The sequence below is a fragment of the Shinella sp. 1A1 genome (assembly GCF_055379515.1).
This window is the reverse complement of the sequence record NZ_AP039672.1, coordinates 1,224,978-1,250,230: the sequence shown is the minus strand read 5'-3', so window position 1 is coordinate 1,250,230 and position 25,253 is coordinate 1,224,978. Positions and strand designations below refer to the sequence as shown.

Genomic DNA, 25,253 nt, shown 5'->3' with positions numbered 1-25,253 from the left:
GGGAGGAAGAACCATGAGAAGCATCGGTATCGGCGTCATCGGGGCGGGCGTGATGGGCGCGGAACATGCGCGCATCATCGCCCGCGAGGTCTCCGGCGCGCATCTTGCCGCTGTCGCCGATGCGGACCCGGGAAGGGCCGAGGCGGCGGCGCATGGTGGCCGGGCGATGACGGACCCCGAGGCCCTCATCGCCGATCCTTCGGTCGCGGCCGTGCTGATCGCCTCGCCCGATGCCACGCACCAGCGGCTGGTGCTGGCGGCGATCGCTGCGGGCAAGCCGGTGCTCTGCGAAAAACCGCTCGCCGCCAGCACGCAGGAGTGCCTGGAGATCGTCGCGGCCGAGGCGCGCGCCGGCCGCCCGCTGGTGCAGACCGGCTTCATGCGCCGCTTCGATCCCGCCTATCGCGAGATGAAGGCGGCCATCGACGGCGGTGCGCTCGGGGGCGTGCAGATCCTCCATTGCCAGCACCGCAATCTCGCCGCGCCCGCCTGGTTCACCGGCGCGATGGCCGTCACCAATTCGCTGGTGCACGAGATCGACGTCTGCCGCTGGCTGCTGTCGACGGAATACAGCGCCGTCACCGTCATTCCGTCTCCCGAGGGCGATCCCGCGCTCTTCGTCTTCGAGACGGAGGCCGGCGGCCTCGTTTCCGTCGAGGTCTTCATGAACGCCGCCTATGGCTACCATGTCCATGCGGAGGCCGTCTGCGCGAAGGGCACGGTCGGCCTGGCGCATCCCGCACCGATCCGTACCCGCCGCGACGGCGCGGAGGAGGGGGCTTTCCCGGAAAACTGGATTCCGCGCTTCCGCGATGCCTATCGCATCCAGGACCAGGCCTGGGTCGACGGCATCCACGCCGGCACGCCGCCCGCGGACGGCTCGACCGCCTGGGACGGTCTCGTTGCCACCTGCCTTGCCGACCAGATCGTCGCGGCGATGGAAACGCGCCGGCGCACCCCGCTCACGCTGCCCGAAAAGCCGCACTGAACGGGCCGCCCGGCGCATGATGTGTTGCGGATTGCTCTTGACTTGCAATAATAATTGCTATTCTTCTGATCATGGAAATATGAGTGCGGATGCGGCCTTGGGGCCGTGACCCGCATGGAGGAGATGACATGTACGGCTCATACGGTTTGTTCATTGACGGCGCCTGGTCGGGGCCGGCAAAGGGGGCTTCCACCGAGATCACCGATCCCGGCAACGGCGCGGTGCTGGGCACGGTGCCCGCCGCGAGCGTCGAGGATACGGAGCGCGCCATATCGGTCGCGAACCGCGCCTTCCGGAGCTGGAAGGCGACACCTGCCTGGACGCGCGCCGACCTCCTGCACAAGGCCGCCGATGTCATGGCTGCCCGGGCGGCGGAAGCGGCCCGCCAGATCACGCTGGAGACCGGCAAGCCGCTCGCCCAGTCGGGCCGCGAATGGAGCCTCGCCGTTGACCAGTTCCGCTGGTACGCCGAGGAAGCCCGCCGCATCTACGGCCGTATCGTCGAGAGCCGCGCGCCGGGCGGCCGGCTGGAAGTCTCGCACGAGCCGGTCGGCGTTGTTGCCGCCTTCACGGCCTGGAACTTTCCTGCCGCGCTGATCGCCCGCAAGGTCGCGCCCGCCCTTGCCGCCGGCTGCTCGGTTATCGTGCGGCCCTCCGTCGAGGTGCCGGGCGTGGCGATGATCCTGTTCGACTGCCTGCGCGAGGCGGGCCTTCCGCCCGGCGTTGCCAATCTCCTCACCGGCCCGACCGCCAATACCTACAAGCCGATCATGGCCTCGCCCCTGGTGCGCAAGGTCTCGCTGACCGGCTCCACCCGCGTCGGCCAGCAGATGATCCGCGACAGCGCCGAGACGGTGAAGCGCGTCAGCATGGAACTCGGCGGCAATGCGCCGATGATCGTCTTCGACGATGCCGATCTCGACAGGGCGCTCGATCTCGCCGTGCCGACGAAATACGCCAATGCCGGCCAGGTCTGCGTCACGCCGGACCGCTTCTACGTGCACGAGGCGCTGCACGACCGTTTCGCCGAGGGCTTTGCCGCCCGCGCCCGGGCGCTGAAGCTCGGCCATGGCCTCGACGAGGCGACGCAGATGGGCCCGCTCATCAACGAGCGCCGCATCGCCGCCATCGAGGAGATCGTCGCCGATGCGCGCGACCGGGGCGGAAAGATCCTCGCCGGCGGTCGCCGCCCGGCGGAGATGAATGCCGGCTTCTACTTCGAGCCGACCGTCATCACCGGCCTTCCCGACGACGCCAAGGCCATCGCCGAGGAGAATTTCGGCCCCATCGCCGCGATAACGCCCTTCTCGAAGGTGGACGAGGTCTTCGAGCGCGCCAATGCCTCGGAAATGGGCCTGTCGGCCTATGTCTTCACCCGCGATGCGGGCCGCGCCCGCGAGGCGGCGGCGCGGCTGGAGGCCGGCATGGTCGGCGTGAACAGTTTTGCGCTGGCGGCGGCCGAGGCGCCCTTCGGCGGCATCAAGGCCAGCGGCATGGGCCGCGAGGGCGGCACCGAGGGCATCCTCGACTATTCCAACGTCAAGCTCGCGCAGATGACGGTCTGAGGGAGGCATCCATGATCAGGAACGGTGTCAAGCAGCGCTGGGCGGAAGGCAGGCCGGTGCTCAACGGCTGGCTCTCCATCGCCAATTCCTTCAGCGCGGAGATCATGGCCGCGCAGGGCTACGACAGCGTCACCATCGACATGCAGCACGGCATCGTCGGTTATGACGGTGCGGTGCCGATGCTGCAAGCGATGCGGGCGAGCGGCGTGACGCCGCTGGTGCGCGTGCCCTGGCTCGACCCCGCCGACATCATGAAGGCGCTGGACGCCGGGGCCTACGGCGTCATCTGCCCGATGATCAACACCCGCGCCGAGGCCGAGCGGCTGGTCTCCTATGTGCGCTATCCGCCCGCCGGCGTGCGCAGCTTCGGCCCGAGCCGGGCGCTCTTTTCCGCCGGCCCCGGCTATGCGGCGGAAGCCGACGACGAGATCATCTGCCTCGCCATGATCGAGACGGCGCAGGCCTATGAGAACCTTGAGGATATCCTCGCGACCCCAGGCCTCGACGGCGTCTATATCGGCCCCGCCGACCTGACGCTCGGGTTGCAGGGCAAGAAATATGCGCCGGGCTTCGACCGCCGCGAGCCCGAGATAATCGAGGCGATCAAGACCATCCTCCACGCCGCCCACAAGACGGGCAAGCGCGCCGCGCTGCATAACGGCACGCCAGACTATGCCGCCGAGGCGGTGAGCTGGGGCTTCGATTTCGTGACCGTTTCCAACGACGTGCGCCTGCTTGCCGGCGCAGCCGAATCCAGCGTTCGAAAGTTTCGCGAGCTGACGCAGGAAGTCGTTCCGGCAAACAAGATCGACACGGGAGGATACTGAATGCCGAGGGTTCTCGTCGCGGGCAAGATCCACGCCGACGGCCTCGCCGTCCTTCATGCCGCGCCCGGGGTGACGGTGGATTATGTCGAGGAGGTCTCGGCGGCGAGCTACGAGCCGTTCCTGCCGGCCGCCGATGCGCTGCTCATCCGCACCCAGCCGCTGCCGGCCGCGTTCGTCGAGAAGGCGCCCCGGCTCGGCATCGTCTCCCGCCACGGCGTCGGCTACGATTCCGTCGATGTCGCGGCGCTGAATGCCCGGGGCATTCCGCTCGCCGTCGTCGGCGACGTCAATTCGCGCGCCGTCGCCGAGCATGCCGTTATGCTGATGCTGGCCGCCGCGCGGCGCACCGTGCTTTTCGACCGCAAGATGCGCGCCGGCGACTGGAACTACCGCAACAGCCTCGACGCGGACGAGCTCGACGGGCGCACGCTCCTCATCGTCGGCTTCGGGCGCATCGGCCGGCGGCTGGCGCAGATCGCGGCGGCGCTCGGCATGGCGGTCATCGCCTATGACAGGTTCCAGGACGCCGCCGAGATCGCGGCGGCGGGCGTCACCCCGGTCGGCGACCTCATGGACGGGCTGAAGCGCGCCGACGTCGTCTCGCTGCATGTGCCAAAATCCGGCGCCGAACCGCTGATCGGCGCGGCGGAGCTTGCCGCCATGAAACGCTCGGCCGTCCTCGTCAACACGGCGCGCGGCGGGCTGATCGACGAGGCGGCGCTGCTTGCCGCGCTGAACGAGGGCCGCCTTGCCGCCGCCGGCCTCGACGTGTTCGACGTCGAGCCGCCGGCTGCGGGCGACCCGATGCTCGCCTGCGAGCGCGTCGTGCTCTCGCCGCACAATGCGGGCCTGACGGAAGCCTGCGCGCGCCGCATGGCGATTTCGGCGGCGACGAACATCGTCGACTATTTCAAGGGCACGCTCGATCCGGCGCTGGTCGTCAACCGCTCCGAGATCGCCGCGCAGCGCCTTTCGGCCGTCGGAGCCTGACCATGGCGCTCCTGACCTTCCGCCAGATCGAGAAATCCTACGGCGTCGTGCCGGTCCTCAAGGGCCTCGAGCTTGCCGTCGAGCCGGGCGAGGTTCTCGCCCTCGTCGGGGAGAATGGCGCCGGCAAGTCGACGCTCATGCGCATCGCCGCCGGCCTTGCCGCCCCTTCGGCCGGCACCATGCTGCTCGACGGCGCGCCTGCGCCTACGACGCTGCACGAGGCCGAGCGCGCCGGCATCGTCATGGTGCACCAGGAGTTCTGCCTCGCCCCGCACCTGACGGTGGCGGAGAACGTCTTCCTCGGCCGCGAGCTGACGCGCGGCCTCTTCACCGACCGTAAGGCGATGGAGGTGAAGGCGCGTGCGCTTCTCGCCGAACTCGGCTCGACCGCTCCCGTGCGGGCACGGCTTCGCGACCTGCCGGTCTCCGACTGGCAGATGATCGAGCTTGCGAAAGCCTTCGCCCGCCAGCCGAAGCTCATCCTGATGGACGAGCCGACCGCCGTCCTCTCCGCCACCGAGGCCGGCAATCTCTTTACCCGCATCCGCGCCTTCCGCAGGAGCGGCGGCTCGGTGATCTTCACCTCGCACCGCCTCGACGAGGTCAAGGCCATCGCCGATCGCGTCGCGGTGCTGCGCGACGGACAGATCGTGCGGGTGGAGAAGACGAGCGCCATTTCCGAGAACGAGATGGCCGAGGCCATGGTCGGCCGGCCGCTGGCGGAGATCTATCCGTCCCGTCGTGGCGCGGCGCCGCGCAAGGCGTTCCTCAGCGTTACCGGCCTGTCCGCGCCGGGCGCCGTCGAGGATGCCTCGCTCGATATCCGCGAGGGCGAGGTGCTCGGCATTTCCGGCCTCGTCGGTTCGGGCCGCACGGAGCTCTTCGAGGCGCTGCTCGGCCTTCGCCCGGCGAAATGCCGCTCCTTCGTGCTGCGCGGCAGGGAACGCCGGCTGCCGGCGGCGCGCGAGGCCTGGGCGCTGAAGCTCGCCTATCTGACGGAAGACCGCAAGGGCAAGGGCCTGCTGCTGGCCAAGCCGCTCGACCAGAACGTCGCGCTGACAAGGGGCGCCATCGCTGGGGCCGCATGGATCGACCGGCGGGCCGAGCGGCGCGATCTGGAGGCGGCGGTCGAGCGCTACGACATCCGCGCCGGCCGGCTGGACGTGACGGCGGGGGCGCTCAGCGGCGGCAACCAGCAGAAGGTGCTGATCGCCAAGACGCTCGGCGTCGAGCCGGACCTCGTCGTCTTCGACGAACCGACGCGCGGCGTCGATATCGGCGCCAAGCAGCAGATCTACGAGATCATCGCGGGGCTCGCCGCCGAGGGCAAGGCCATCGTCGTCATCTCCTCGGAGATGCAGGAGATCGTCGGCCTTTCCGACCGGGTACTCGTCATGCGCCGCGGGCGCATCGCCGGCGAGCTCTCCGGCGACGCCATCACCGAGAACGACATCATCCGATTTGCCATGGGCCTTGAAGAGGCAAGTCCACAGGAGGAGGCAAGCCATTGACTGACATGACCGCAACGACCGCGGGCGTCGCCGCTGCGTCGCCCGGGCGCTCCCTCGTGCGCCTTCTGGAGGCCGCCGGCCCGCTTCTCGCCCTCATCCTCTTGATGATCGTCGGCTCGCTGATGAGCGACAGCTTCCTCGGCGCGGAGAACCTTTCCAACGTCTTCACCCGCAGCGCCATCATCGGCATCATCGCGGTCGGGGCGACCTTCGTCATCACGGCGGGCGGGCTCGACCTTTCCGTCGGCTCGCTCTCGGCGCTCGTCGCGGGCATGACGATCATGTTCATGAACGCGGCCGCCGCCACGCTCGGCGACGGCTGGCTGCTCGTTGCCGCCGGCATCGCCTTCTCGCTCGCCATCGGCGCCTTCGCGGGCTTCATCAACGGTTTCATGATCGTCAAGGGCCGGGTGGAGGCCTTCATCGTCACGCTCGGTGCCATGGGCATCTTCCGCTCGGTCATCACCTGGCTTGCGGACGGCGGCTCGATCTCGCTCGACTTCTCGCTGCGCGATGCGGCCCGGCCGATCTATTACGGTCAGGTCCTCGGCATCGCCGTGCCGATCATCGTGCTCGCGGTCATCGCCGTCATCGGCGAGCTGACGCTGCGGCGCATGCGCTTCGGCCGGCATGTCGCGGCCATCGGCTCGAACCGGCACGTCGCCTTCTATTCGGCGATCCCCGTCAGCCGCGTGCGCATCCTCACCTATGTCATCCAGGGCCTCTGCGTATCCGTCGCCACGGTCATCTACGTGCCGCGCCTCGGCGCGGCCACGCCCTCGACGGGCCTCATGTGGGAGCTGGAGGCGATCGCCGCGGTCATCATCGGCGGCACGGCGCTTTCCGGCGGCTTCGGGCGCATCTGGGGCACCATCGTCGGCGTGCTGATCCTCGGTTTCATCAGCAATATCCTCAACCTCACGGGCTTCATCAGCCCCTATCTCAACGGCGCATTCCAGGGCGCGATCATCATCATCGCCGTCCTCCTGCAGCGCGACCGCGCGCAGGGCTGACGCCACGACCTTTTTCACTTCAACAGGGAGACGAGTGAATGTTCAACAGACTGAAAACCTTCATCGCCGCGGGTGCGGTCGCCGTCGCGGGCCTTGCCTCGCCGGCGCTTGCCGCCGATGCCGTGATCGGCATTTCCATTCCGGCCGCCACGCACGGCTGGACGGGCGGCCTCAACTACCACACCAAGCGCACCATCGACCGGATGAAAGAGGCCTTCCCGAACATCGATTTCGTGCTGGCGACATCGTCGAGCGCCACCCAGCAGGTCAACGACATCGAGGACCTGATGGCGCGCAACATCAACGCGCTCGTCGTGCTGCCCTTCGAATCCGACCCGCTGACCGAGCCGGTCAAGGCCGCCAAGGCCAAGGGCGTCTTCATCGCCACCGTCGACCGCGGCCTTGCGGAAGAGGGCATCGAGGACCTCTATGTCGGCGGCGACAACCCGCAATACGGCAAGGCGGCGGCCGAATACTTCAAGAAGAAGTTCCCCGACGGCGGCAAGATCGTCGTGATGCGCGGCATCCCGACAGCCATCGACAATATCCGCATCGAGGCCTTCAACGAGGCGCTGAAGGGCACCAAGATCGAGGTGCTCGACATGCAATACGCCAACTGGAACCCGGACAAGGGCTTCGAGGTGATGCAGGATTATCTCCAGCGCTTCCCGCAGATCGACGGCGTCTGGGCCGGCGATGACGACGCGGCGCTCGGCGCCATCGAGGCGATCAAGCAGGCCGACCGCAAGAATGTCGCCGTGCTCGGCGGCTCGGGCATGAACAAGGTCATCAAGCTGGTGCAGGACGGCCACGACATGGTCGATGCCGACATCTTCTACCCGCCGACGCTGATCATCCCGGCCATCGAGCTCGTCACGATGAAATATGCGACCCAGGCCCCGATCAACGGCCGCTACGTGCTCGGCAGCCCGCTGATCACCAAGGACAACGCCGCGGAATACTACTTCCCCGACGCGCCTTACTGACCGGTGTGGGGCGTCGCCCCTCATCCGGCCTGCCGGCCACCTTCTCCCCGCAAGCGGGGAGAAGGAGATGTGCCGGACCGTTTTCCCCATCAATGACCGTTGGTGGGGCAAGTCCCCTCTCCCCGCTTGCGGGGAGAGGGTTAGGGTGAGGGGCAACCGCGCATGAACGGCCGCCCTCTTCGAGCCGGTAGGCCGAAGCACGCCCGCACCGTCCGCAGACCGAACGTTGCAGACTTTGCTTTTATGCAATACTGCACATGAAACCGGCGCCGGAGCCTTCCGGCCGGCAAGAGGATATTCGGGAGTAGGCGCATGCCGAGGGTAAAGCAGTCCGACCAGCCGCCGCCGAAGACGGCGAATTACGAGACCTTCGTCAACCTCGTCACGCAAGCCTATCCGAACCTTTCCGACCGCTTCCAGCAGGTCGCCCGCTTCGTCACGCAGAATCCGAACATCGTCGCCATGCAGTCGATCAATGCGATTGCCGAACAGTGCGGCGCCCATCCCTCCATCCTCGTGCGCTTCGCGCAGCATTTCGGCTTTTCCGGCTTCAAGCAGCTCCAGTCGGTGTTCCAGAGCCGGCTTTCGACGGCGGCGCCCGGCTATCGCGAGCGCATCAGCGCGCTCGACGTCGACCTCGAGAAGACCAAGCGCAAGGGCAATCTCGGCTTCCTGCACGATCTCGTGGTGCGTGACATCGCGACCCTGCAGGAGCTTCTCAACACCACGACGGAAGAGAACCTGACGCGGACGGCCCGCACGCTGAAGAACGCCGACACGATCTTCATCGCCGGCCAGCTCCGCTCCGAGCCCATCGCCAAGTTCCTGCGCTACGTGCTTTCCATGCTGCAATGCCGCGTCATCCTGCTCGATCCGGCCGGCGGGCTCGCCTCCGAGATGGCGAAGGTCATGGGCAAGAAGGACGTGCTCGTCGCCATCGCTTTCCGGCACTATGCGAAGGAGGTGGTGACCATCGCCGATGTCGCGGCGGAGAACGGCACGCCGATCGTGGCGATCACCGACAGCCAGCTCTCGCCGCTCGCCAAGAATGCCACGGTGCTCTTCACCATCCCCGAGGACGAATATTCCTTCTCGCGCTCGCTCGCCGCGCCCATGTGCCTGACGCAGGCCATCGCCGTCGCGCTCGCCGCGCTGCTGCAGGAGGACAAGAAGGGCTCGCCCGAGATCCCGACGGTCACGGGCAAGCAGCGGCGCAAGGGCTGAGGGGACGCCTCAGCCTGTGATCTCCGCGACGTTGACGAAGCGCCCCTCGGCGCGCGAGCGGATGGCGGCCTCGGCGAGAACCAGCGCCTTCTCGCCGTCGTCGAAGGTGACGTCCGGCGTGCGGTTCTCCGCGACGCAGCGCAGGAAGGATTGCAGGCCGAGCTCGAAGGCCTCGACATAGCGCTCGATGAAGAAGTCGAGATAGGGTTCGCCCGCGCCGGTCGAGGATGCATTGAAGCGCTCGACCTGATGGGCGCGGCGGTTGCCGGAGATCAGCATGCCCTTCGAGCCGAACAGCTCGACGCGCTGGTCGTAGCCATAGGCGGCCGCGCGGGAATTGTTGATGTGGCAGAGCCTGCCGCTCGCGGTGCGCATGACGATCATCGTGGAATCGACGTCGTTCAGTTCCGCGAGCGTCGGATCGACCAGCGCGCTGCCGGTGGCGAAGACCTCGACCGGCTCCTCGCCGAGCATGAAGCGGGCAAGGTCGAAGTCGTGGATCGTCATGTCGCGGAAGATGCCGCCGGAGACCTTGAGATAGTCGCGCGGGGCAAGGCCGGGATCGCGCGAGGTGATGATGACCTGCTGGAGGTCGCCGATCTCTCCTGCCCGGGCCGCATCCCGGGCGGCGCGGTGGCCGGGATCGAAGCGGCGGTTGAAGCCGATCTGCACGGGGCGCGTAAAGCCGGCGAGCGCCTTGCGGCAGGCGACGACGCGGGCGAGCGAGAGGTCGATGGGCTTTTCGCAGAACACCGCCTTGCCGGCCCTGGCGGAGGCCTCGATGAGGTCGGCATGGGTCGGCGTCGAGGTGGCGATCAGCACGGCGTCGGCAAGCGCGATGGCTTCCTCCGCGCTTGCGGCGACGGTGCAGCCGTGGCGGCGGCCCGTCTCCTCGGCGGCGGCGGTCACGGGGTCGAAGACCGCGGCCAGTTCCGCGCCTTCGGCGCGCACGATGGTTGCCGCATGCATCTTGCCGATGCGTCCGCAGCCGAGCAGTGCAATCCTCGTCATCGGTTCTCCTCCGTTTGCAAAATTCGTTGCGTTTTTGATATTCTCTCAATATTAATTCTGCAAGCCCGTTTTCGGGCAGAGGAGACGAGGGAGGCGATCATGGCAGGCAATTCGGACAAGGCGGCGTTTCCGCAGGCGGAGCGGCGCTTGCGGCTGGGTGTCGTCGGCGGCGGGCAGGGCAGTTTCATCGGCAAGGTGCATGCGCGTGGCGCGCGGCTTTCCAACCGCTGGGACGTGGTGGCGGGGGCGCTGTCGTCGCGCCCGCAGGTCGCGAAGGAATCGGGCCGCGAATGGCTGTTCGACGAGGACCGCGCCTATACCGACTACCGCGTGATGGCCGAGCGCGAGGCGGCGCGGCCGGACGGCATCGACGCCGTCGCCATCGCCACGCCGAACAATTCGCACCACGCCATTGCCGTCGCCTTCATGGAAAAGGGCATCGACGTCATCAGCGACAAGCCGCTGACGACGACGCTTGGCGACGCGCTCGACCTCGTGCGCCGGCAGAAGGAGACGGGCCTCGTCTTCGCCGTCACCTATGCCTATGCCTCCTCCGCCATGGTGCGGCAGGCGCGGCAGATGATCCGCGAGGGCGCGCTCGGGACGCTCAAGCAGGTCCATGTCGAATATTTCCAGGAATGGGCGCTGACGCCGCCGAAGGATGGCGGGGCGGGCGCGCAATGGCGCGTCGATCCCGCCATCGTCGGCCCCACCTTCACGACGGGCGATATCGGCACCCATTGCCACCATCTCGGCGCCTTCGTCTGCGGCCGGCCGGTGACGTCGGTGCGGGCGGAGTTCCACACGCTCGGCCCGGAAAAGCCGCTGGAGGACACCGCCTTCATGCATGTGCGCTACGAGGGCGACATTCCCGGCACGATCATGATCTCGCAGGTGGCGCCCGGCGCCCATTGCGGCCTGCGCATCCGCGCCTTCGGCGACAAGGCGAGTCTCGAATGGAACCAGGAGGAGCCGGAAGTGCTGCATTTCCGCCGCTTCGGCGAGCCGGCCCGCCTGCTGACGCGCGGCGAGGGCGCGGGCATCGGCATCCATGCCGCCCGCTTCGTGCACATGCCGCGGGGTCATCCCGAGGCGCTGAGCGACGCCTGGGGCAACCTCTATGAGGAATTCGCCATCGCCGTCGAGGCGCGCCGACTTGGCCGGACGCTGCCCGAGGGGCTGCTGGACTATCCGACGGTGACGGACGGCGCGCTCGGCGTTAAGTTCATCGAGGCCGCGCTGGCGTCCAGCCGGTCGGGCGACTGGGCGGATTGCCGGCTCCCGGCGTGAATTGCAACGAGTATTGCAAAATAAATTAGTATGAAATAAAAGTTTCTCGATAGGAGCCGGCGCCGGAAGGCCGGCTCAGGGAGGTTTACCATGTCCACCATCCGCCTGACCATGGCGCAAGCCCTGGTGCGTTATCTCTGCAACCAGTTCACCGAGATCGACGGCAAGCGCGAGCCGCTGTTTCCCGGCGTCTTCGCCATTTTCGGCCACGGCAACGTTACCTGCCTTTCCGAGGCGCTGGAAGCGGTGAAGGATACGCTGCCGACCTGGCGCGGCCAGAACGAGCAGTCCATGGCGCTCGCCGCCATCGGCTTCGCCAAGGCGACGCGCCGCCGCCAGATCATGGTGGCGACCAGCTCCATCGGCCCCGGCGCGCTGAACATGGTGACGGCGGCGGGCGTGGCGCATACCAATCGCCTGCCGGTGCTGCTTCTGGCCGGCGACAGCTTCGTCAACCGCCGGCCCGACCCGGTCATGCAGCAGGTCGAGCATTTCGGCAATCCGACGATCACCGTCAACGACGCCTTCAAGGTCGTGACGCGCTACTGGGACCGCATCACCCATCCCGAGCAGATCATCGCCTCGCTGCCGCAGGCGCTCGCCGTCATGCTGGACCCGGCCGATTGCGGCCCGGCCTTCATCGGCCTGCCGCAGGACGTGCAGGAGATCGCCTGGGACTATCCGGAAAGCTTCTTTGCGCCGACCGTCCACAAGGCCCCGCGCTCGCGGCCGGACCGCGACAGCCTCGCCGAGGCCGTTCGCGTGCTGAAGGCCGCCAAGCGTCCGCTGATCATCTCCGGCGGCGGCGTGCGCTATTCCGGCGCCGAGGCGGCGCTCGCGGCCTTCGCGGAAAAGCACGGCATCCCGCTCTGCGAGACCATCGCCGGCAAGGGCACCGTCACCCATGACCATCCGGCTCATGTCGGCCCCATCGGCATCGTCGGCTCGACCTCGGCCAATGCGCTGGCCGGCGAGGCCGATGTGGTGCTGGCCGTCGGCACGCGCCTCATGGACTTCACCACCGGCTCGTGGACGGCGTTTTCGCCGGATGCCCGCTTCGTCTCGATCAATGCGGCGCGCTGGGATGCGAACAAGCACCGCGCCGTTGCCGTCGTCGGTGATGCGCTGGAGACGGTGAGCGAGCTCGAAGCCGCCATCGGCGAGTACAGGGCGGATAGCGGCTGGACGGAAAAGGGCCGGCAGGAATTCGCCAAATGGAATGCCGCGCTCGACGGCTACCAGAAGCCGACCAACGCGCCGGTGCCGACCTATGCCCAGGTCGTCGGCATCGTCAATTCCAAAGCGAGGGAGCGCGACCTCCTCATCACCGCCGCCGGCGGCCTGCCGGGCGAGGTGATGAAGAACTGGCGCGTCAAGGCGCCGAACACCTTCGACTGCGAGTTCGGCTTCTCCTGCATGGGCTACGAGATCGCCGCCGGCTGGGGCGCGGCCATGGCCGACCCGACCCGCACGCCCATCGTCATGATCGGCGACGGCACCTACATGATGATGAACTCGGACATCTACTCGACCGTGCTTTCCGGCCACAAGATGATCCTCATCGTCTGCGACAATGGCGGCTATGCTGTCATCAACCGCCTGCAGAACGCCAAGGGCACGCCGGGCTTCAACAACCTGATCAAGGATTGCCGCGTCAAGGAGCCCTTCGCCGTCGACTTCGCCAAGCATGCCGAGGCGATGGGCGCGCTGACGCGCCATGTCGAGAGCCTTGCCGATCTCGGCGATGCGGTCGAATGGGCGCAGACCACGGATCGCACCACGGTCATCACCATCGTTTCCGATGCCTTCACCTGGACGCCGGGCGATGCCTGGTGGGATGTCGGCGTGCCGCAGGTGAGCGCACGGTCCGAAGTCAACGCCGCCGCCGCCGACCAGCAGGCCGGCCGCAAGAAGCAGCGCGTCGGCGTCTGACGCCGAGACGGCCGCCGGCGAAGGCCGGCGGCCTCAGATCGTCGGGAAGTGGCAGGCGACCTTGCGACCGCCCTCATAGGCCGTCGGCTCGGGCCGCTCCGTGCGGCAGCGGTCCTGCGCGATCGGGCAGCGCGGGTGGAAGCGGCAGCCGGAGGGCGGGTTGAGCGGGCTCGGCACGTCGCCGGTCAGGAGAATGCGCCGGCGCGATCCGCCGGGCGTCGTCTCCACCACCGGTACGGCCGAGATCAGCGCTTGGCTATAGGGATGGGCGGGTGCGGAGAACACCGCTTCCGCCGGACCTTCCTCGACGACCGATCCCAGATACATCACCGCGATGCGCGTCGAGACCTGACGCACCACGGACAGGTCGTGGGCGATGAAGATATAGGTGAGGTTCAGCTTCTCCTGCAGGTCGGCGAGCAGGTTGACGATCTGCGCCTGCACCGACACGTCGAGCGCCGAGACGGGCTCGTCCAGCACCACGAGGTCCGGATTGAGCGCGATGGCCCGCGCGATGCCGACGCGCTGGCGCTGGCCGCCGGAAAATTCGTGCGGATAGCGCGTGACATGGTCCGGCAGGAGGCCGACGATGTCGAAGAGTTCGGCGACGCGCCGGTTGATCTCGGCGGCCGAGAGCTTCGTGTGGATGCGCAGCGGCTCGGCGACGAGGTCGCCGACGCGGCGGCGTGGATTGAGCGAGGCGGACGGGTCCTGGAACACCATCTGCAGGCGGCGGCGCATCGGCCGCAGCGCGTTCAGCGACCTGCCCGTGATGTCCTCGCCCTCGAAGAACAGCTTGCCGTCGGTGATGTCGTAGAGCCGCACGAGACAGCGCGCGAGCGTTGACTTGCCGCATCCCGATTCGCCGACGAGACCCAGCGTCTCGCCGCGCCGCACCGTCAGCGAGACATTGTCGACGGCATGGACGGTGCGCCGGCCTTCCGCCGAAAAGCGGCTGCCGATCGAAAAGCGCTTCATCAGCGCGCGGGTTTCGAGGATGGGGCCTTCGGTTTTCGTCATCGTGTCGCTCATGCTTGCGCCTCGCGGAGGCAGGCGGCGGCGTGGGGGCCGCTTCCAAGGGCCGGCTTTTCCGCCGTGCAGGCCGCAAAGCGCACCGGACAGCGCGGCCCGAAGGCACAGCCCTGCGGCAGGCGCAGCAGCGAGGGCGGCGAGCCCGGAATGGCCGGCAGGCGATGGGGCTTGTCGCCGGTCAGCGGCGGGATCGAGCCGAGCAGCGCGCGGGTATAGGGATGGCGCGGATCGGAGAACAGCGCCGCGCGGCTGCCGCGTTCCACCACCCGGCCCGCATACATGACCATCACCCGGTCGGCGAGCTCGGAGACCACGCCCATGTCGTGCGTGATGAAGACGACCGCCGAATTGTGCGTGGACCGCAGCTTGCGCACGAGGTCGAGGATGCCGGCCTGCACGGTGACGTCGAGCGCCGTCGTCGGCTCGTCCGCCACCAGCAGCGCCGGATTGCAGGAGAGCGCCATGGCGATGACCGCCCGCTGGCGCATGCCGCCGGAAAGCTGGTGCGGATAGCGCGACATGGCCTCGCGCGGATTGGGGAAGTTCACTTCCGCCAGCAGTTCCTCCACCTGGGTGAGCGCCTTGGCCTTGCTGATGTTCCGGTGGGCGCGGATCTGCTCGGCGATCTGCCAGCCGATCGTGTAGACGGGCGTCAGCGCCGTCATCGGATCCTGGAAGATCATGGCGATCTCGTTGCCGCGCAGGCGCCGGAGCTCGCGGGCCGGAAGGCCGATCAGCTCGCGGCCCTTGTAGCGGATCGAGCCTTCGATCGTGGCGTTGGGATCGGTGATGAGGCCCATCACCGCCAGGAGCGAGACGGTCTTGCCGGAGCCGGATTCGCCGACGACGCCGAGGATCTCGCCCTCGTCGAGGTCGAAGGAGACGCCGTCGATGGCCCGCACCAGGCCGTCTTCGGTGCGGAACGATACCCTGAGGTCGCGCACGGAGAGCATCATGACGTCCTCACACGGGGATCGAGAAGGATATAGACGAAGTCGACCACCGCATTGGCAATGACGACGAACATCGAGGCATACATCACCGTCGCCATGATCATCGGCAGGTCGAGGTTCTGCATCGCGTCATAGGTGAGCTTGCCGATGCCGTTGAGGCCGAAGACCACCTCGGTCAGCAGCGCCGAGCCGCCGACGAGCGCGCCGAAATCGAGGCCGAACAGGGTGACGAAGGCGATCAGCGAGGTGCGCAGGGCATGGCGCAGCAGGATGCGCGTCTCCGACAGGCCCTTGGCCCGCGCGGTGCGAATGAAGTCCTCCTGCATGGATTCGATGATCGCGGCGCGCAGCACGCGACCGTAGATGCCGATATAGAGCACGGCAAGCGTGATCCATGGGATGACCAGCGTCAGGAACCAGCCCTTCGGGTCGCTCATCAGCGGCTTGTAGCCGAGCGGCGGCACCCAGGAGAACAGCCAGGTATCGTGATAGCGGCTCTGGGTGATGAGGTTCATCACCTCGCCGAGCCAGTAGACGGGCATGGAGATGCCGATGAGGCCGAGCGCCATCAGGAGCTTGTCCAGCCAGCTGTCGCGCGTGGCGGCCGCCACGATGCCGATGATGACGGAGATCACCACCCACAGGATCGCCGCGCCGAAGACCAGCGACAGCGTGACGGGGATGGCGTCGAGCACGGCCGGCACGACCTTCCAGCCGCGGTTGACGAAGGAGGTGAGGTCGCCGGTGACGAAGATCTTCTGCATCATCAGCCCGTACTGGACATAGAGCGGGCGGTCGAAGCCGAAGGAGTGGCGCACGGCCTCCAGCACCTCGGGCGAGGCGTTGCGGCCCGCGATGCGCGCGGCGGGATCGGAGCCGGGCGTTGCGAAGAAGATCAGGAAGACGATCACGGAAATGCCGAACATGACGAACAGCATCTGACCGAAGCGGCGCAGGATGGCGTAGATCATCAGGTGCGCCCCAGCTGGACCTTCGAGCGCGGGTCGAGCGCATCGCGCAGACCGTCGCCGAAGACGTTGAGGACCATGACGGACAGCGCGATGGCGATGCCGGGCGCGAGCGCCACGAGCGGGCGCGTATAGAGCAGCGCCTGTCCGTCCTGGATGATCGTGCCCCAGCTTGCCGCCGGCGGCTGCACGCCGATGGACAGGAAGGACAGCGCCGATTCCGTCAGCATGTTCAGCGCCATCATCAGCGGCACGAAGACGATGAGGGTCGTCGTGATGTTCGGCTGGATGTCGCGCAGGAGAATGCGCCAGCCCGGAACGCCGAGATTGATGGCGGCGAGCACGAATTCGCTGTTGCGCAGCGAGAGCACCTGGCCGCGGATGGGCCGGGCCACATAGGGCACATAGACGATGCCGATGATGATGACCGGCAGCCAGAGACTGCCGGATTCGATGAGGATCGGGCCGATGGAAATGCCCTGCGCGATCGTCACGATGGAGAGCGAGATTGCGAGCAGGTAGATCGGAAACGCCCAGAGGACGTCGAGCAGGCGCGACAGCACCGTGTCGGTGAGCCCGCCGAAATAGCCGGCCGTCAGGCCCGCCGCCGTGCCGATGATCAGCGTGAAGATGGTAGCGGCCCCCGCGATCATCAGGGAGTTGAGCCCGCCGTAGAGCAGGCGGGCCATGACGTCGCGGCCCTGGTTGTCCGAGCCGAGGAAGTAGTTGCCGAGTTCCCAGGTCGGGCCGATCGGCGTGTAGCCGAGCCCGAGGCCTTCCGTCGAAGGCTCCATCACCGGAACCTCCACGCCGTCGACGTGGATGACCGCGTCGAGCGTCGACGTGAACGGATCGACACCCGCCCAGCGCGCATAGAGCGGCGCGCTGAGACAGGCGAGGACGATGATGAGGAAGACGCTAAGGGACGCCATCGCGGCCCTGTTGCGCCTCAGCCGCGCGAAAGCGAGGGCCCATGGCCCCCGCGTCCGGCGCTGCACGGCAACGGCTTCATTCGACACGCAAACCCCTCCGCCGGGTCTTACTGTACCCAGGACTGGGTGATCATCCAGTTGAACTGGGGGTTGAACTGGAAGTTGCCGAGGCGCTTGCTGACGAAGTCGAGGCGCTTGGGCGTGAAGAGGCCGACGGCCGGCGCCTGGTCGGTGACTTCATGGTCGATCTCGGCCCAGAGCGCGTCTGCCGCGGCCTGGTCGGTCACGCCGAGGTCGAGCGCCTTCTGCATCTTGGCATCGATCGCCTCGTCGCAGAAGCCTGCAATGTTGATCGAGGCGTCCGAACCTTCGCGGAACGAGGCGCAGCCGAACAGGATGTGCAGGAAGTCGGAAGCGGCCGGATAGTCCTTGTACCACTGGGTCACCGACATCTGCACCTTGTTGTTGGTGTTCTGGATATAGGTGAACTGGATGTTGGCGGAGATCGGCTTCACGTCGGCGACATAGCCGATGCTCGTCAGGACGCTCTGCAGGTAGACGCCGATCGAACGCGAGACCGCGGTATCCTCGACGATGATCGTGACCTTCTGGCCCTTGGTGCCGGATTCCTCGACAAGCTGCTTGGCCTTTTCGAGATCGGGAGCCGACCACTTGGCGCCCGGGTCCTTCGTATAGGGGCAATAGTCGACATGGCCGGGGAAGTCCGGCGGCAGGACCTGGCAGACCGGGGAGGCGAGAACCTTGCCGCCGAAGAGCTTGACCAGCGTGTTGCGGTCGATTGCGAAGGCCACCGCCTGGCGGGCCTTGATGTTGTCAAAGGGCGCAAGGCGCGTGTTGAGCGGCGCATACCACCAGGCCGAAAGCGGCGCGATGTGGAGCTGGTCCTTGTACTTGGTGCCGAGTTCGCCAAGGCGGTCGCTCGGCAGCGCGTCGAACATCCAGTCCGCCTCGCCGTTCTGGATCGCCGTCACGGCGGCTTCTTCCGAAAGGCCGAAGTCGTACTGCACCACGTCCGGATAGCCGTCGGGCTGGGCTTCCTCGCTCCACTGCTTGAAGTGCGGGTTGCGCGAGACGGTCATGCCCTTGTTGGGGTCGAAGGCCGAGATCATGTAGGGGCCGGTGCTCGGGATCGGCACGGAGCCGGCATCCTCGGCGGGCGTGTCGGCCGGCAGCGTCACGGCGTGGGGAAGGGCGAGCTTGTAGAGGAATTCGGCATCCGGCTTGACGATGTTGATCGTCACGGTGCCGGCGGCCTCGTCACCCACGACGCCGCCTTCCAGCGTGCAGGTCTTCGTCTCGGCAAGGCACTTGTCCGCGCCGACGATGCCGGCATAGAAGGTGCCCGAGGTCGGGCCGGAAATCTTGAAGATACGCTGGAACGAGGCGACCACGTCCTTCACGCCGACCTCCTGGCCGGTGGAGAACTTGATGCCCTTGCGCAGTTTGAAGGTGAAGGTCTTGCCGTCGTTGGTGACCTCCGGCAGCGCTTCGGCGAGGTCCGGGACGATGGTGAAGCCGTCCGTGCCCTCGGCCTTGCGGAAGGCGACGAGGCCGTCATAGATCGGCTGGTACATCTGCCAGCCCTGGTCGGTGTAGTTGATATGCGGGTCGAGCGTGCCGGCCGCCGAGCGGGCGAGAAGGCGCATCGTGCCGCCGCGGTGGTCCTGCTGGTATTCGGCCTGCGCCGGAGCCAGCCATCCGCCGGCCAGAAGTGCGACGGTCGAGGCCGTCAAAAGCAGTTTCTTCATGTCTGTCCCCTTTTCTATCGATCGTGCTGATTGAGGAAGTCCCCGACCACCCGCATGCAGTTTTCCTGTTCCTCGACATGCGGCATGTGGCTGGAATGCTCGAATATTTCCCAGCGCGCGCCTTTGATGCCGTCCTTGAAGGGCTGCACCGTGGCGGGCGTGGCTTCGTCGTATCGTCCGGAAATGATGAGCGTCGGCACGTCGACGGCCGGAAGGCGGTCGATGACGCTCCAGGTCTTCAGCGTGCCGATGACGTGGAATTCGTTCGGCCCGTTCATCAGCGTGTAGACGGTGGGATTGCGCGCCGCCTGCTCGAAGCTCGCCGTCACCTCCGGCGGGAAGGGCACGACGCGGCAGACATGCCGCTCGTAGAAGACGTTCGTCGCCTGCTGGTAATCCGCATGGTCCGTCGTGCCGGCCGTCTCGTGCCGCGTCAGCGTGTCCTGCACGTCCTGTGGCAGGTCGGCGCGCAGCCGGTTGGCTTCCTCGACCCAGAGCTTCATGGAGGCGGGCGAATTGGCGATGGTCAGCGAGACGAGGCCTTCGGGCTGCAGCACGGCATATTCGGCGCCCAGCATGCCGCCCCAGCTCTGGCCGAGCACATGGAAGCCGCCGCGGATGCCGAGGTGATCGACGAGGCTTTCCAGCTCGTCGATGAAAAGCTGCGGCGTCCAGAAGTCTGCGCCCTTTTCCGGCAGCAGGGTGGAGTTGCCGCAGCCAAGCTGATCGTAATGGATGACCGTCCGGCCGTCGCGGGCCAGCAGCTTGTAGGCGTCGACATAGTTGTGCGCGACGCCCGGTCCGCCATGCAGGATGACCACCGGCAGCTTGCCGCTGCGAAGGTCGCCGCTGACGCGATACCAGGTCTCGTAGCCCCGGAACGGTGCCCGTCCTTCCGTGCTGTTGATCCGATCCGGCATGTTTCCCCCTCCCAAGGTCGAAGTCGCGTCAAGCGCTCTTTCTATTCATCTGCACCCATTCCTCCAGCATCTGAACGCCGAAGGCCGTGGCGCCTTCCCGGCCGAGCGGGCGATCCTCGCCAGCCAGCTCCTTGCCGGCGATGTCGAGATGCACCCAGGGACGGTCTTCCGTGAAATGGCGGAGGAAGGCGGCGGCATAGGGCGCATCGCCGTCTTCCATGTCCTTGGCATGGTGGCGCAGGTCCGCCAGCGGCGATTTCAACCCTTCGTCATAGGCGCGGTCAAGCGGCAGCTGCCAGAAGCGCTCCCCGACCGTCTCGCCGGCCGCGATCATCTGCGCGGCGATCGCGTCGTCCGTGCTGAAGAGGCCGGCGAAGATCGAGCCGAGGCCGCGCATCACGGAATAGGTGAGCGTCGCAAGGTCGACGATGGCGGAGGGTTCGAAGCGTGTCGCCGTATAGTAGAGGCAATCGGCAAGGATGAGGCGGCCTTCCGCGTCGGTATCGAAGACCTCGACGGTCTGGCCCGACCCGGTGGTGATGATCTCGCGGGGCTTCAGCGCCGTGCCGGAGGGCAGGTTCTCGGCAATGCCGAGAACGCCGACGGCATGAACCGGGCTCTTCTGCCGGGCGAGCGACAGGAGGAGACCGACGACGGCGGCAGCGCCGGCCATGTCGGCTTTCATGTCGAACATCTGCTCACCGCCCTTGATGCACAGGCCCCCGGAATCGAAGCAGACGCCCTTGCCGACGAAGGCGAGCGGCTGCTCGCCCGATCCTTCGCCGCGATAGCGCAGCACGGCGATCTTCGGCGCGCGCACCGAGCCCGCGCCGACCGCGAGGATCGCGTTCATGCCGAGCTCCTTCAGGTGGCCGGCGTCCAGCACCTCGACCTCGATGCCGGCTGCGCGCAGCGGCTCGAGATGGCTCGGGAAACTCTCGGGATGAAGGTGGTTGGGCGGCAGGTTGACCAGTGTGCGGGCATATTCGACACCCTCAGCGACGGCATTGGTGCGGGTAAGCGCAGCCTCCAGTGCATTCTTGTCCGCGCCGACCAGTTGCAGGCGCCAGACCTTGTCGACCGCGGCGACGGGCCGCTTGTTGCGCAGGTCGAAACGGTAGCGTCGCAGCCTGAGGCCGAGCGCCACGCGCGCCAGGATTTCTGCGCCGGAAAGCGAGACGCCGGCAATGGGATCGAGAACGAGGGTCGCCTCGTCCTCGCCCTTGTCCTCCAGATGGGCGGCAAGGCTGCCGCCGGCCTTGGCCAGCGAAAGCGCGCTGACGGTCTCGGCCTTGCCGAGCGACAGGACGATCAGGCGGCGGGCTGCAACGCCCTGCGGCGGAACGAGATCGATGCAGGTGCCGGCTTCGGCCGCGGTGGAACAGGCGCGCGAAAGGATGCCGCCGGCAGCCTCGTCGAGCGCCGCGGCGCGCGGGCCGAGGGCTTGCCCGTCGGCCTTCAGGATCACGATGACGGAGGCATCGGCAGCGATGGCGTCAGCCGCTTCGAAGACCGGGACGGGCGATTGGGGCATAGGCCTGCTTCCTGTTACGGCAACGCGGAGGCTGGCTGCGAGGCCCGTCCCATTCCCGGAAGGCGGCACTGGGCGCCTGTCCGCAAGAGATGGCCGTGCCGAAACCAACCATCAGCGGTGGCAAGATGGGAGCCATGGGCGGAATAACCGTTTTCCCGTGGCGACTTAGGGGCTCGGTCCAAATCGGTACCGCCGAAGGGGACGGCCATTCAAGCGTCAATTTCGTCCATATCGATTGACAAAAACTCAAGTGATAATCCATGGTCGCCGCCATGGTTCTACCTTCCCTCAACGGCATGCGCGCTTTCGAAGCCGCCGCGCGCCTCGGCAGCATCAAGGACGCGGCGGAAGAGCTGCACCTGACGCCGTCGGCGGTCAGCCGGCATATCCGCACGCTCGAAAAGACGCTCGGCCAGGAGCTGTTCGAGCGCGGCTTCCGGCAGGTGACGCCGACGATGCGCGGCTCCTATTATGCCCGCACGCTTTCGGAAGCCTTCGAGACGATCTGGCGCGCGACGGAGGATGTCAGCCTGCGCGAGGGGCCGCGCAGCCAGAAGGCGCAGCGCGTCAAGCTGATGTGCGAGCCGACCTTCCTCAACCTGTGGCTTGCCGACCGCCTGCCGGACTTCCGCCGCCTGCATCCGAATGTCGACCTCGAAATCTCCACCTCGGGCAAGCGCACCAATGTCGATCTCGCGATCGTCGACGAATTCGTCTACAAGGCCGGGCCGGCTCTGACGATGATGATCCCGCTGCTGCTGACGCCGGTCTGCGCGCCGTCGCTGCTGGAGGGGCCGGTGCCGCTGCGCTCACCCGCCGATCTCTTCCACCATCACCTCATTCACGAATGCGAGACGACACGCTGGAAGCAGTGGCTGGAGCAGGAGGGCATTTCCGAAGGTGCCGTGCCGGCCGGCTCCACGTTGCACGACTGTACCCTGATCATGCGCGAGGCCATGAACGGCGCGGGCATCGCGCTTGCCGACACGATCATGGCGGAGGATCTCCTGCGGCAGGGCAAGCTCGTCGCGCCCTTCGCCGCCCGCCATGCCTATCCGGCGGGCTATTATCTCCAGCAGCGCCGTAGCATCGGCAACAAGGCGGGGACCAGCGTCTTCCAGGACTGGCTGCTGGCGGAGGTCGCCGGGCACAAGCGGGCGATGAACATCGCCTAAGGCCCCTCAGGAGGCTTCCTTCAGGATCGCCGCGAAAAGCGGATCGAAGGTCCGGCGGATCGGCTCGGCGGCAGCGCCGAGCGCGACGGCCCAGGGATCCATCGTGCCGAGCTGGAGGCGGGGCAGGGCCCGGCCCGGCCGCTCGGCATTGGAAGGCAGCAGGGGAAAGATCGCCTCGAACAGCCGGAGCGCCAGCGGCTGCGGCGCGCTGCCGGTGAGGATGACGGTCTGCGGATCGAAAAGGGTCTCGACCATGTGCACCGCCTGGCGGAAATCCGCCGCCGCCCCGGCGAGCCAGGTGCGGATGCGCGGATCGTCTTGCGCCGCCAGCCGCTCGACCGCGTCATAGGCGTCGGTCGTCGCGGAATCGAGGCCGAGGCTCTGAAAGAGCGAGGCGAGCGAGGCGCGGTGCTCGAGCGGCTGCACGCTGCCGCCGCGGGAGAACAGCACCATGCCCAGCTCGCCGGCATTGCGGTTGCTGCCGCTGTAGAGTTCGCCGCCGAGGATGAGGCCGGCGCCGATGCCATAGCCGAGATAGAGGCAGACCACATGGTCGAGGCCGTCGGCGGCCCCGCCCATCCGCTCGGCGGTGGCGCAGGCGGAGGCGTCGTTCTGCAGGCTGGTTTCGAGCCCCGTGCCGGCGGCGAGCGTTTCGAGAAGCGGGAAGGTCTGCCACTTGCCCATCATCCAGCGGTCGTCGTCCGGCGGCTCCAGGCCGAAAGGGCCGGGCATGGCGACGCCGAGGCCGGTGAGGCGGTGGATAGAGGCGGGAATGCGCGCGGCGAGCTCGCCCCGCACCGTGTCGACGAGGTCGAGGATCACGCGGCTGCCGCCGGCAGGATCGCCGGGCGGCAGGTTGGCCACCGCGCGGGCACTTTCCCGCCCGAGAAGATCGACCGCGACGACCCGGGCAAGCTCCCGGTCGATCTGCACGCCGAGGGCGAAGGCGCCTTCGGGAACGAGGCCGTAGGGCGTCGAGGGCTGTCCGCGCGCCCCGCGCACCACGGCCTGCGAGGCGACGAGCCCGTCGGCCTCCAGGCTTTCGATAAGGTTGGACACCGTCTGTTTGGTCAGGCGCGTGGCGCGGGCGAGGTCGGCGCGCGACAGGGGGCCGTTGAGGCGGATGGCTTCGATGAGGACGCGCCGGTTGTGGGCGCTCGTGCCTTCCTGGTTGGTGCCGCTCTTGGCGCGGATCTTCCTGAGTTCGTTCATCGGCATCCCCTCTTGACACCATTTGAAGAATACAGAACACTTAAGTCAATAGTTTTGACTTAATAAGGAACCGAAGCGTTCCGGGAACAGGGCAGGGCGCCGCGGGCGCCTTGCTTACAACCGAGCAAACTGGAGGACGGCATGTTGAAATCGATTACGAAGACCCTTCTCGGCGCGGCATTCATCGTGGGCGCAGCGGCCCCGCACGCCTTTGCCGAAACCACGCTCAACGCGCTCTTCATGGCGCAGGCCGCCTATAGCGAGGCGGATGTGCGCGCCATGACGGATGCCTTCACCAAGGCGAACCCGGATATCAAGGTGAACCTGGAATTCGTGCCCTATGAGGGCCTGCACGACAAGACCGTGCTGGCGCAGGGCTCCGGCGGCGGTTACGACGTCGTGCTCTTCGACGTGATCTGGCCGGCCGAATATGCCACGAACAACGTGCTGGCCGACGTCACCCCGCGCATCACCGACGACATGAAGAAGGGTGTGCTGCCCGGCGCCTGGACCACCGTCGACTATGACGGCAAGTCCTACGGCATGCCCTGGATCCTAGACACCAAATACCTGTTCTATAACAAGGAGATCCTTGAAAAGGCCGGCATCAAGGCGCCGCCGAAGACCTGGGCCGAACTGAACGAGCAGGCCAAGACCATCAAGGACAAGGGCATTCTCGCCACGCCGATCGCCTGGAGCTGGTCGCAGGCGGAAGCGGCGATCTGCGATTACACCACCCTCGTCAGCGCCTATGGCGGCGCATTCCTGAAGGACGGCAAGCCGGCCTTCACCGAAGGCGGCGGGCTCGACGCGCTGAAATACATGGTCGACAGCTACACGTCGGGCGTTACCAACCCGAACTCGAAGGAATTCCTCGAGGAGGATGTGCGCAACGTCTTCCAGAACGGCGAGGCGGCCTTCGCGCTCAACTGGACCTACATGTACAACATGGCCAATGCCGGCAAGGACAGCAAGGTTGCCGGCAAGGTCGGCGTCGTGCCGGCGCCGGGCGTGGAAGGCAAGAGCGAGGTTTCGGCCGTCAACGGCTCGATGGGCCTCGGCATCACCTCCACGAGCAAGCACCAGGACGAAGCCTGGAAATACATCGTCCACATGACCTCGCAGGAAACGCAGAACGCCTATGCGAAGCTGAGCCTGCCGATCTGGGCCTCCTCCTATGACGATCCGGCCGTCACCGCCGGCCAGGAGGAGATGATCGCGGCCGCCAAGCTCAGCCTTGCCGCCATGTATCCGCGCCCGACCACGCCGAAGTATCAGGAACTGTCGACGGCGCTGCAGCAGGCCATCCAGGAAGCACTACTCGGCCAGGCGACGCCCGAGGACGCGCTGAAGTCCGCTGCGGAAAACAGCGGCCTTTGATGGAATGCCTCGCGGGCGGCCCCGGCCGCCCGCGCACGCTC

Annotated in this window: 21 protein-coding genes; 12 read left to right on the top strand and 9 right to left on the bottom strand. The window is 67.1% G+C overall.

What is annotated here, in order from left to right; translation table 11 throughout:
* Positions 1–13 precede the first annotated feature (13 nt).
* The 8 genes from ACZ48C_RS22560 (at position 14) to ACZ48C_RS22525 (ending at position 9,104) form a co-directional block, all read left to right on the top strand.
* Positions 14–988: a Gfo/Idh/MocA family protein gene (locus ACZ48C_RS22560; protein ID WP_464783048.1), complete on the top strand. Its 975-nt coding sequence runs from the start codon at positions 14–16 to the stop codon at positions 986–988.
* A gap of 128 nt (positions 989–1,116) precedes the next feature.
* Positions 1,117–2,553, top strand: coding sequence for an NAD-dependent succinate-semialdehyde dehydrogenase (locus tag ACZ48C_RS22555; protein WP_464783047.1), 1,437 nt, complete (start codon positions 1,117–1,119; stop codon positions 2,551–2,553).
* 11 nt (positions 2,554–2,564) lie between these two features.
* A complete protein-coding gene (locus ACZ48C_RS22550; RefSeq protein WP_464783046.1) occupies positions 2,565–3,380 on the top strand; it encodes an HpcH/HpaI aldolase family protein in 816 nt (271 codons plus the stop codon).
* Complete coding sequence (locus tag ACZ48C_RS22545; protein ID WP_464783045.1) at positions 3,381–4,370, top strand: hydroxyacid dehydrogenase; 990 nt, start codon at positions 3,381–3,383, stop codon at positions 4,368–4,370.
* 2 nt (positions 4,371–4,372) lie between these two features.
* Complete coding sequence (locus ACZ48C_RS22540) at positions 4,373–5,881, top strand: sugar ABC transporter ATP-binding protein (protein WP_464783044.1); 1,509 nt, start codon at positions 4,373–4,375, stop codon at positions 5,879–5,881.
* Between the two features lie 5 nt (positions 5,882–5,886).
* On the top strand, positions 5,887–6,894 hold the full coding sequence (locus ACZ48C_RS22535) for an ABC transporter permease (protein ID WP_318914371.1): 1,008 nt from the start codon (positions 5,887–5,889) through the stop codon (positions 6,892–6,894).
* A 38-nt stretch (positions 6,895–6,932) separates the two neighbouring features.
* Positions 6,933–7,880 carry a substrate-binding domain-containing protein gene (locus ACZ48C_RS22530; protein WP_318913009.1) on the top strand — a complete coding sequence of 316 codons (948 nt, stop codon included), beginning with the start codon at positions 6,933–6,935 and terminating at the stop codon, positions 7,878–7,880.
* Between the two features lie 312 nt (positions 7,881–8,192).
* Complete coding sequence (locus ACZ48C_RS22525; protein ID WP_119255241.1) at positions 8,193–9,104, top strand: MurR/RpiR family transcriptional regulator; 912 nt, start codon at positions 8,193–8,195, stop codon at positions 9,102–9,104.
* A 9-nt stretch (positions 9,105–9,113) separates the two neighbouring features.
* Here ACZ48C_RS22525 and iolG read toward each other — a convergent pair whose 3' ends face one another.
* Entirely contained in the window at positions 9,114–10,115 is a 1,002-nt protein-coding gene (gene iolG / locus ACZ48C_RS22520; protein ID WP_464783043.1) for an inositol 2-dehydrogenase, read from the bottom strand.
* A gap of 99 nt (positions 10,116–10,214) precedes the next feature.
* Here iolG and ACZ48C_RS22515 point away from each other — a divergent pair, with 99 nt between their 5' ends.
* Complete coding sequence (locus ACZ48C_RS22515) at positions 10,215–11,405, top strand: Gfo/Idh/MocA family protein (RefSeq protein ID WP_464783042.1); 1,191 nt, start codon at positions 10,215–10,217, stop codon at positions 11,403–11,405.
* A gap of 90 nt (positions 11,406–11,495) precedes the next feature.
* On the top strand, positions 11,496–13,337 hold the full coding sequence (gene iolD / locus ACZ48C_RS22510; protein WP_464783041.1) for a 3D-(3,5/4)-trihydroxycyclohexane-1,2-dione acylhydrolase (decyclizing): 1,842 nt from the start codon (positions 11,496–11,498) through the stop codon (positions 13,335–13,337).
* A 33-nt stretch (positions 13,338–13,370) separates the two neighbouring features.
* Here the strand turns inward: iolD and ACZ48C_RS22505 are convergent, their stop codons facing one another.
* Genes ACZ48C_RS22505 through ACZ48C_RS22475 form a run of 7 tightly spaced genes read right to left on the bottom strand, consistent with a single transcriptional unit; the run spans position 13,371 to position 21,445 of the window.
* The gene (locus tag ACZ48C_RS22505) at positions 13,371–14,369 is read right to left on the bottom strand and encodes an ABC transporter ATP-binding protein (protein ID WP_464783040.1); all 999 of its coding nucleotides are present in this window, start codon (positions 14,367–14,369) and stop codon (positions 13,371–13,373) included.
* Positions 14,366–15,325, bottom strand: coding sequence for an ABC transporter ATP-binding protein (locus ACZ48C_RS22500; RefSeq protein WP_464783039.1), 960 nt, complete (start codon positions 15,323–15,325; stop codon positions 14,366–14,368). The genes ACZ48C_RS22505 and ACZ48C_RS22500 overlap by 4 nt, the downstream gene beginning before the upstream one ends.
* The gene (locus tag ACZ48C_RS22495) at positions 15,322–16,293 is read right to left on the bottom strand and encodes an ABC transporter permease (RefSeq protein WP_119255236.1); all 972 of its coding nucleotides are present in this window, start codon (positions 16,291–16,293) and stop codon (positions 15,322–15,324) included. The genes ACZ48C_RS22500 and ACZ48C_RS22495 overlap by 4 nt, the downstream gene beginning before the upstream one ends.
* A complete protein-coding gene (locus ACZ48C_RS22490; protein WP_119255235.1) occupies positions 16,293–17,309 on the bottom strand; it encodes an ABC transporter permease in 1,017 nt (338 codons plus the stop codon). The genes ACZ48C_RS22495 and ACZ48C_RS22490 overlap by 1 nt, the downstream gene beginning before the upstream one ends.
* Before the next feature lie 20 nt (positions 17,310–17,329).
* Positions 17,330–18,991 carry an ABC transporter substrate-binding protein gene (locus ACZ48C_RS22485; RefSeq protein WP_119255234.1) on the bottom strand — a complete coding sequence of 554 codons (1,662 nt, stop codon included), beginning with the start codon at positions 18,989–18,991 and terminating at the stop codon, positions 17,330–17,332.
* A gap of 14 nt (positions 18,992–19,005) precedes the next feature.
* Positions 19,006–19,911: a proline iminopeptidase-family hydrolase gene (locus ACZ48C_RS22480; RefSeq protein ID WP_464783038.1), complete on the bottom strand. Its 906-nt coding sequence runs from the start codon at positions 19,909–19,911 to the stop codon at positions 19,006–19,008.
* A gap of 28 nt (positions 19,912–19,939) precedes the next feature.
* Complete coding sequence (locus ACZ48C_RS22475; protein ID WP_464783037.1) at positions 19,940–21,445, bottom strand: leucyl aminopeptidase; 1,506 nt, start codon at positions 21,443–21,445, stop codon at positions 19,940–19,942.
* A gap of 272 nt (positions 21,446–21,717) precedes the next feature.
* Between ACZ48C_RS22475 and ACZ48C_RS22470 the strand changes: the two genes are divergently transcribed.
* The gene (locus tag ACZ48C_RS22470) at positions 21,718–22,620 is read left to right on the top strand and encodes a LysR family transcriptional regulator (protein ID WP_119255469.1); all 903 of its coding nucleotides are present in this window, start codon (positions 21,718–21,720) and stop codon (positions 22,618–22,620) included.
* Between the two features lie 6 nt (positions 22,621–22,626).
* On the opposite strand, the gene ACZ48C_RS22465 is transcribed toward ACZ48C_RS22470, so the two are convergent.
* Complete coding sequence (locus ACZ48C_RS22465) at positions 22,627–23,832, bottom strand: ROK family transcriptional regulator (RefSeq protein WP_464783036.1); 1,206 nt, start codon at positions 23,830–23,832, stop codon at positions 22,627–22,629.
* A 141-nt stretch (positions 23,833–23,973) separates the two neighbouring features.
* On the opposite strand from ACZ48C_RS22465, the gene ACZ48C_RS22460 reads away from it, so the two are divergent.
* The gene (locus tag ACZ48C_RS22460) at positions 23,974–25,212 is read left to right on the top strand and encodes an extracellular solute-binding protein (RefSeq protein ID WP_119255231.1); all 1,239 of its coding nucleotides are present in this window, start codon (positions 23,974–23,976) and stop codon (positions 25,210–25,212) included.
* The last annotated feature ends 41 nt before the right edge of the window (positions 25,213–25,253 follow it).

Bases quoted from the DNA above. Each gene is read 5' to 3' on its own strand.
- ACZ48C_RS22560 (WP_464783048.1), top strand. From the start codon at position 14: ATGAGAAGCATCGGTATCGGCGTCATCGGGGCGGGCGTGATGGGCGCG.
- ACZ48C_RS22555 (WP_464783047.1), top strand. From the start codon at position 1,117: ATGTACGGCTCATACGGTTTGTTCATTGACGGCGCCTGGTCGGGGCCG.
- ACZ48C_RS22550 (WP_464783046.1), top strand. From the start codon at position 2,565: ATGATCAGGAACGGTGTCAAGCAGCGCTGGGCGGAAGGCAGGCCGGTG.
- ACZ48C_RS22545 (WP_464783045.1), top strand. From the start codon at position 3,381: ATGCCGAGGGTTCTCGTCGCGGGCAAGATCCACGCCGACGGCCTCGCC.
- ACZ48C_RS22540 (WP_464783044.1), top strand. From the start codon at position 4,373: ATGGCGCTCCTGACCTTCCGCCAGATCGAGAAATCCTACGGCGTCGTG.
- ACZ48C_RS22535 (WP_318914371.1), top strand. From the start codon at position 5,887: ATGACCGCAACGACCGCGGGCGTCGCCGCTGCGTCGCCCGGGCGCTCC.
- ACZ48C_RS22530 (WP_318913009.1), top strand. From the start codon at position 6,933: ATGTTCAACAGACTGAAAACCTTCATCGCCGCGGGTGCGGTCGCCGTC.
- ACZ48C_RS22525 (WP_119255241.1), top strand. From the start codon at position 8,193: ATGCCGAGGGTAAAGCAGTCCGACCAGCCGCCGCCGAAGACGGCGAAT.
- iolG (WP_464783043.1), bottom strand. From the start codon at position 10,115: ATGACGAGGATTGCACTGCTCGGCTGCGGACGCATCGGCAAGATGCAT.
- ACZ48C_RS22515 (WP_464783042.1), top strand. From the start codon at position 10,215: ATGGCAGGCAATTCGGACAAGGCGGCGTTTCCGCAGGCGGAGCGGCGC.
- iolD (WP_464783041.1), top strand. From the start codon at position 11,496: ATGTCCACCATCCGCCTGACCATGGCGCAAGCCCTGGTGCGTTATCTC.
- ACZ48C_RS22505 (WP_464783040.1), bottom strand. From the start codon at position 14,369: ATGAGCGACACGATGACGAAAACCGAAGGCCCCATCCTCGAAACCCGC.
- ACZ48C_RS22500 (WP_464783039.1), bottom strand. From the start codon at position 15,325: ATGATGCTCTCCGTGCGCGACCTCAGGGTATCGTTCCGCACCGAAGAC.
- ACZ48C_RS22495 (WP_119255236.1), bottom strand. From the start codon at position 16,293: ATGATCTACGCCATCCTGCGCCGCTTCGGTCAGATGCTGTTCGTCATG.
- ACZ48C_RS22485 (WP_119255234.1), bottom strand. From the start codon at position 18,991: ATGAAGAAACTGCTTTTGACGGCCTCGACCGTCGCACTTCTGGCCGGC.
- ACZ48C_RS22480 (WP_464783038.1), bottom strand. From the start codon at position 19,911: ATGCCGGATCGGATCAACAGCACGGAAGGACGGGCACCGTTCCGGGGC.
- ACZ48C_RS22475 (WP_464783037.1), bottom strand. From the start codon at position 21,445: ATGCCCCAATCGCCCGTCCCGGTCTTCGAAGCGGCTGACGCCATCGCT.
- ACZ48C_RS22470 (WP_119255469.1), top strand. From the start codon at position 21,718: ATGGTTCTACCTTCCCTCAACGGCATGCGCGCTTTCGAAGCCGCCGCG.
- ACZ48C_RS22465 (WP_464783036.1), bottom strand. From the start codon at position 23,832: ATGAACGAACTCAGGAAGATCCGCGCCAAGAGCGGCACCAACCAGGAA.
- ACZ48C_RS22460 (WP_119255231.1), top strand. From the start codon at position 23,974: ATGTTGAAATCGATTACGAAGACCCTTCTCGGCGCGGCATTCATCGTG.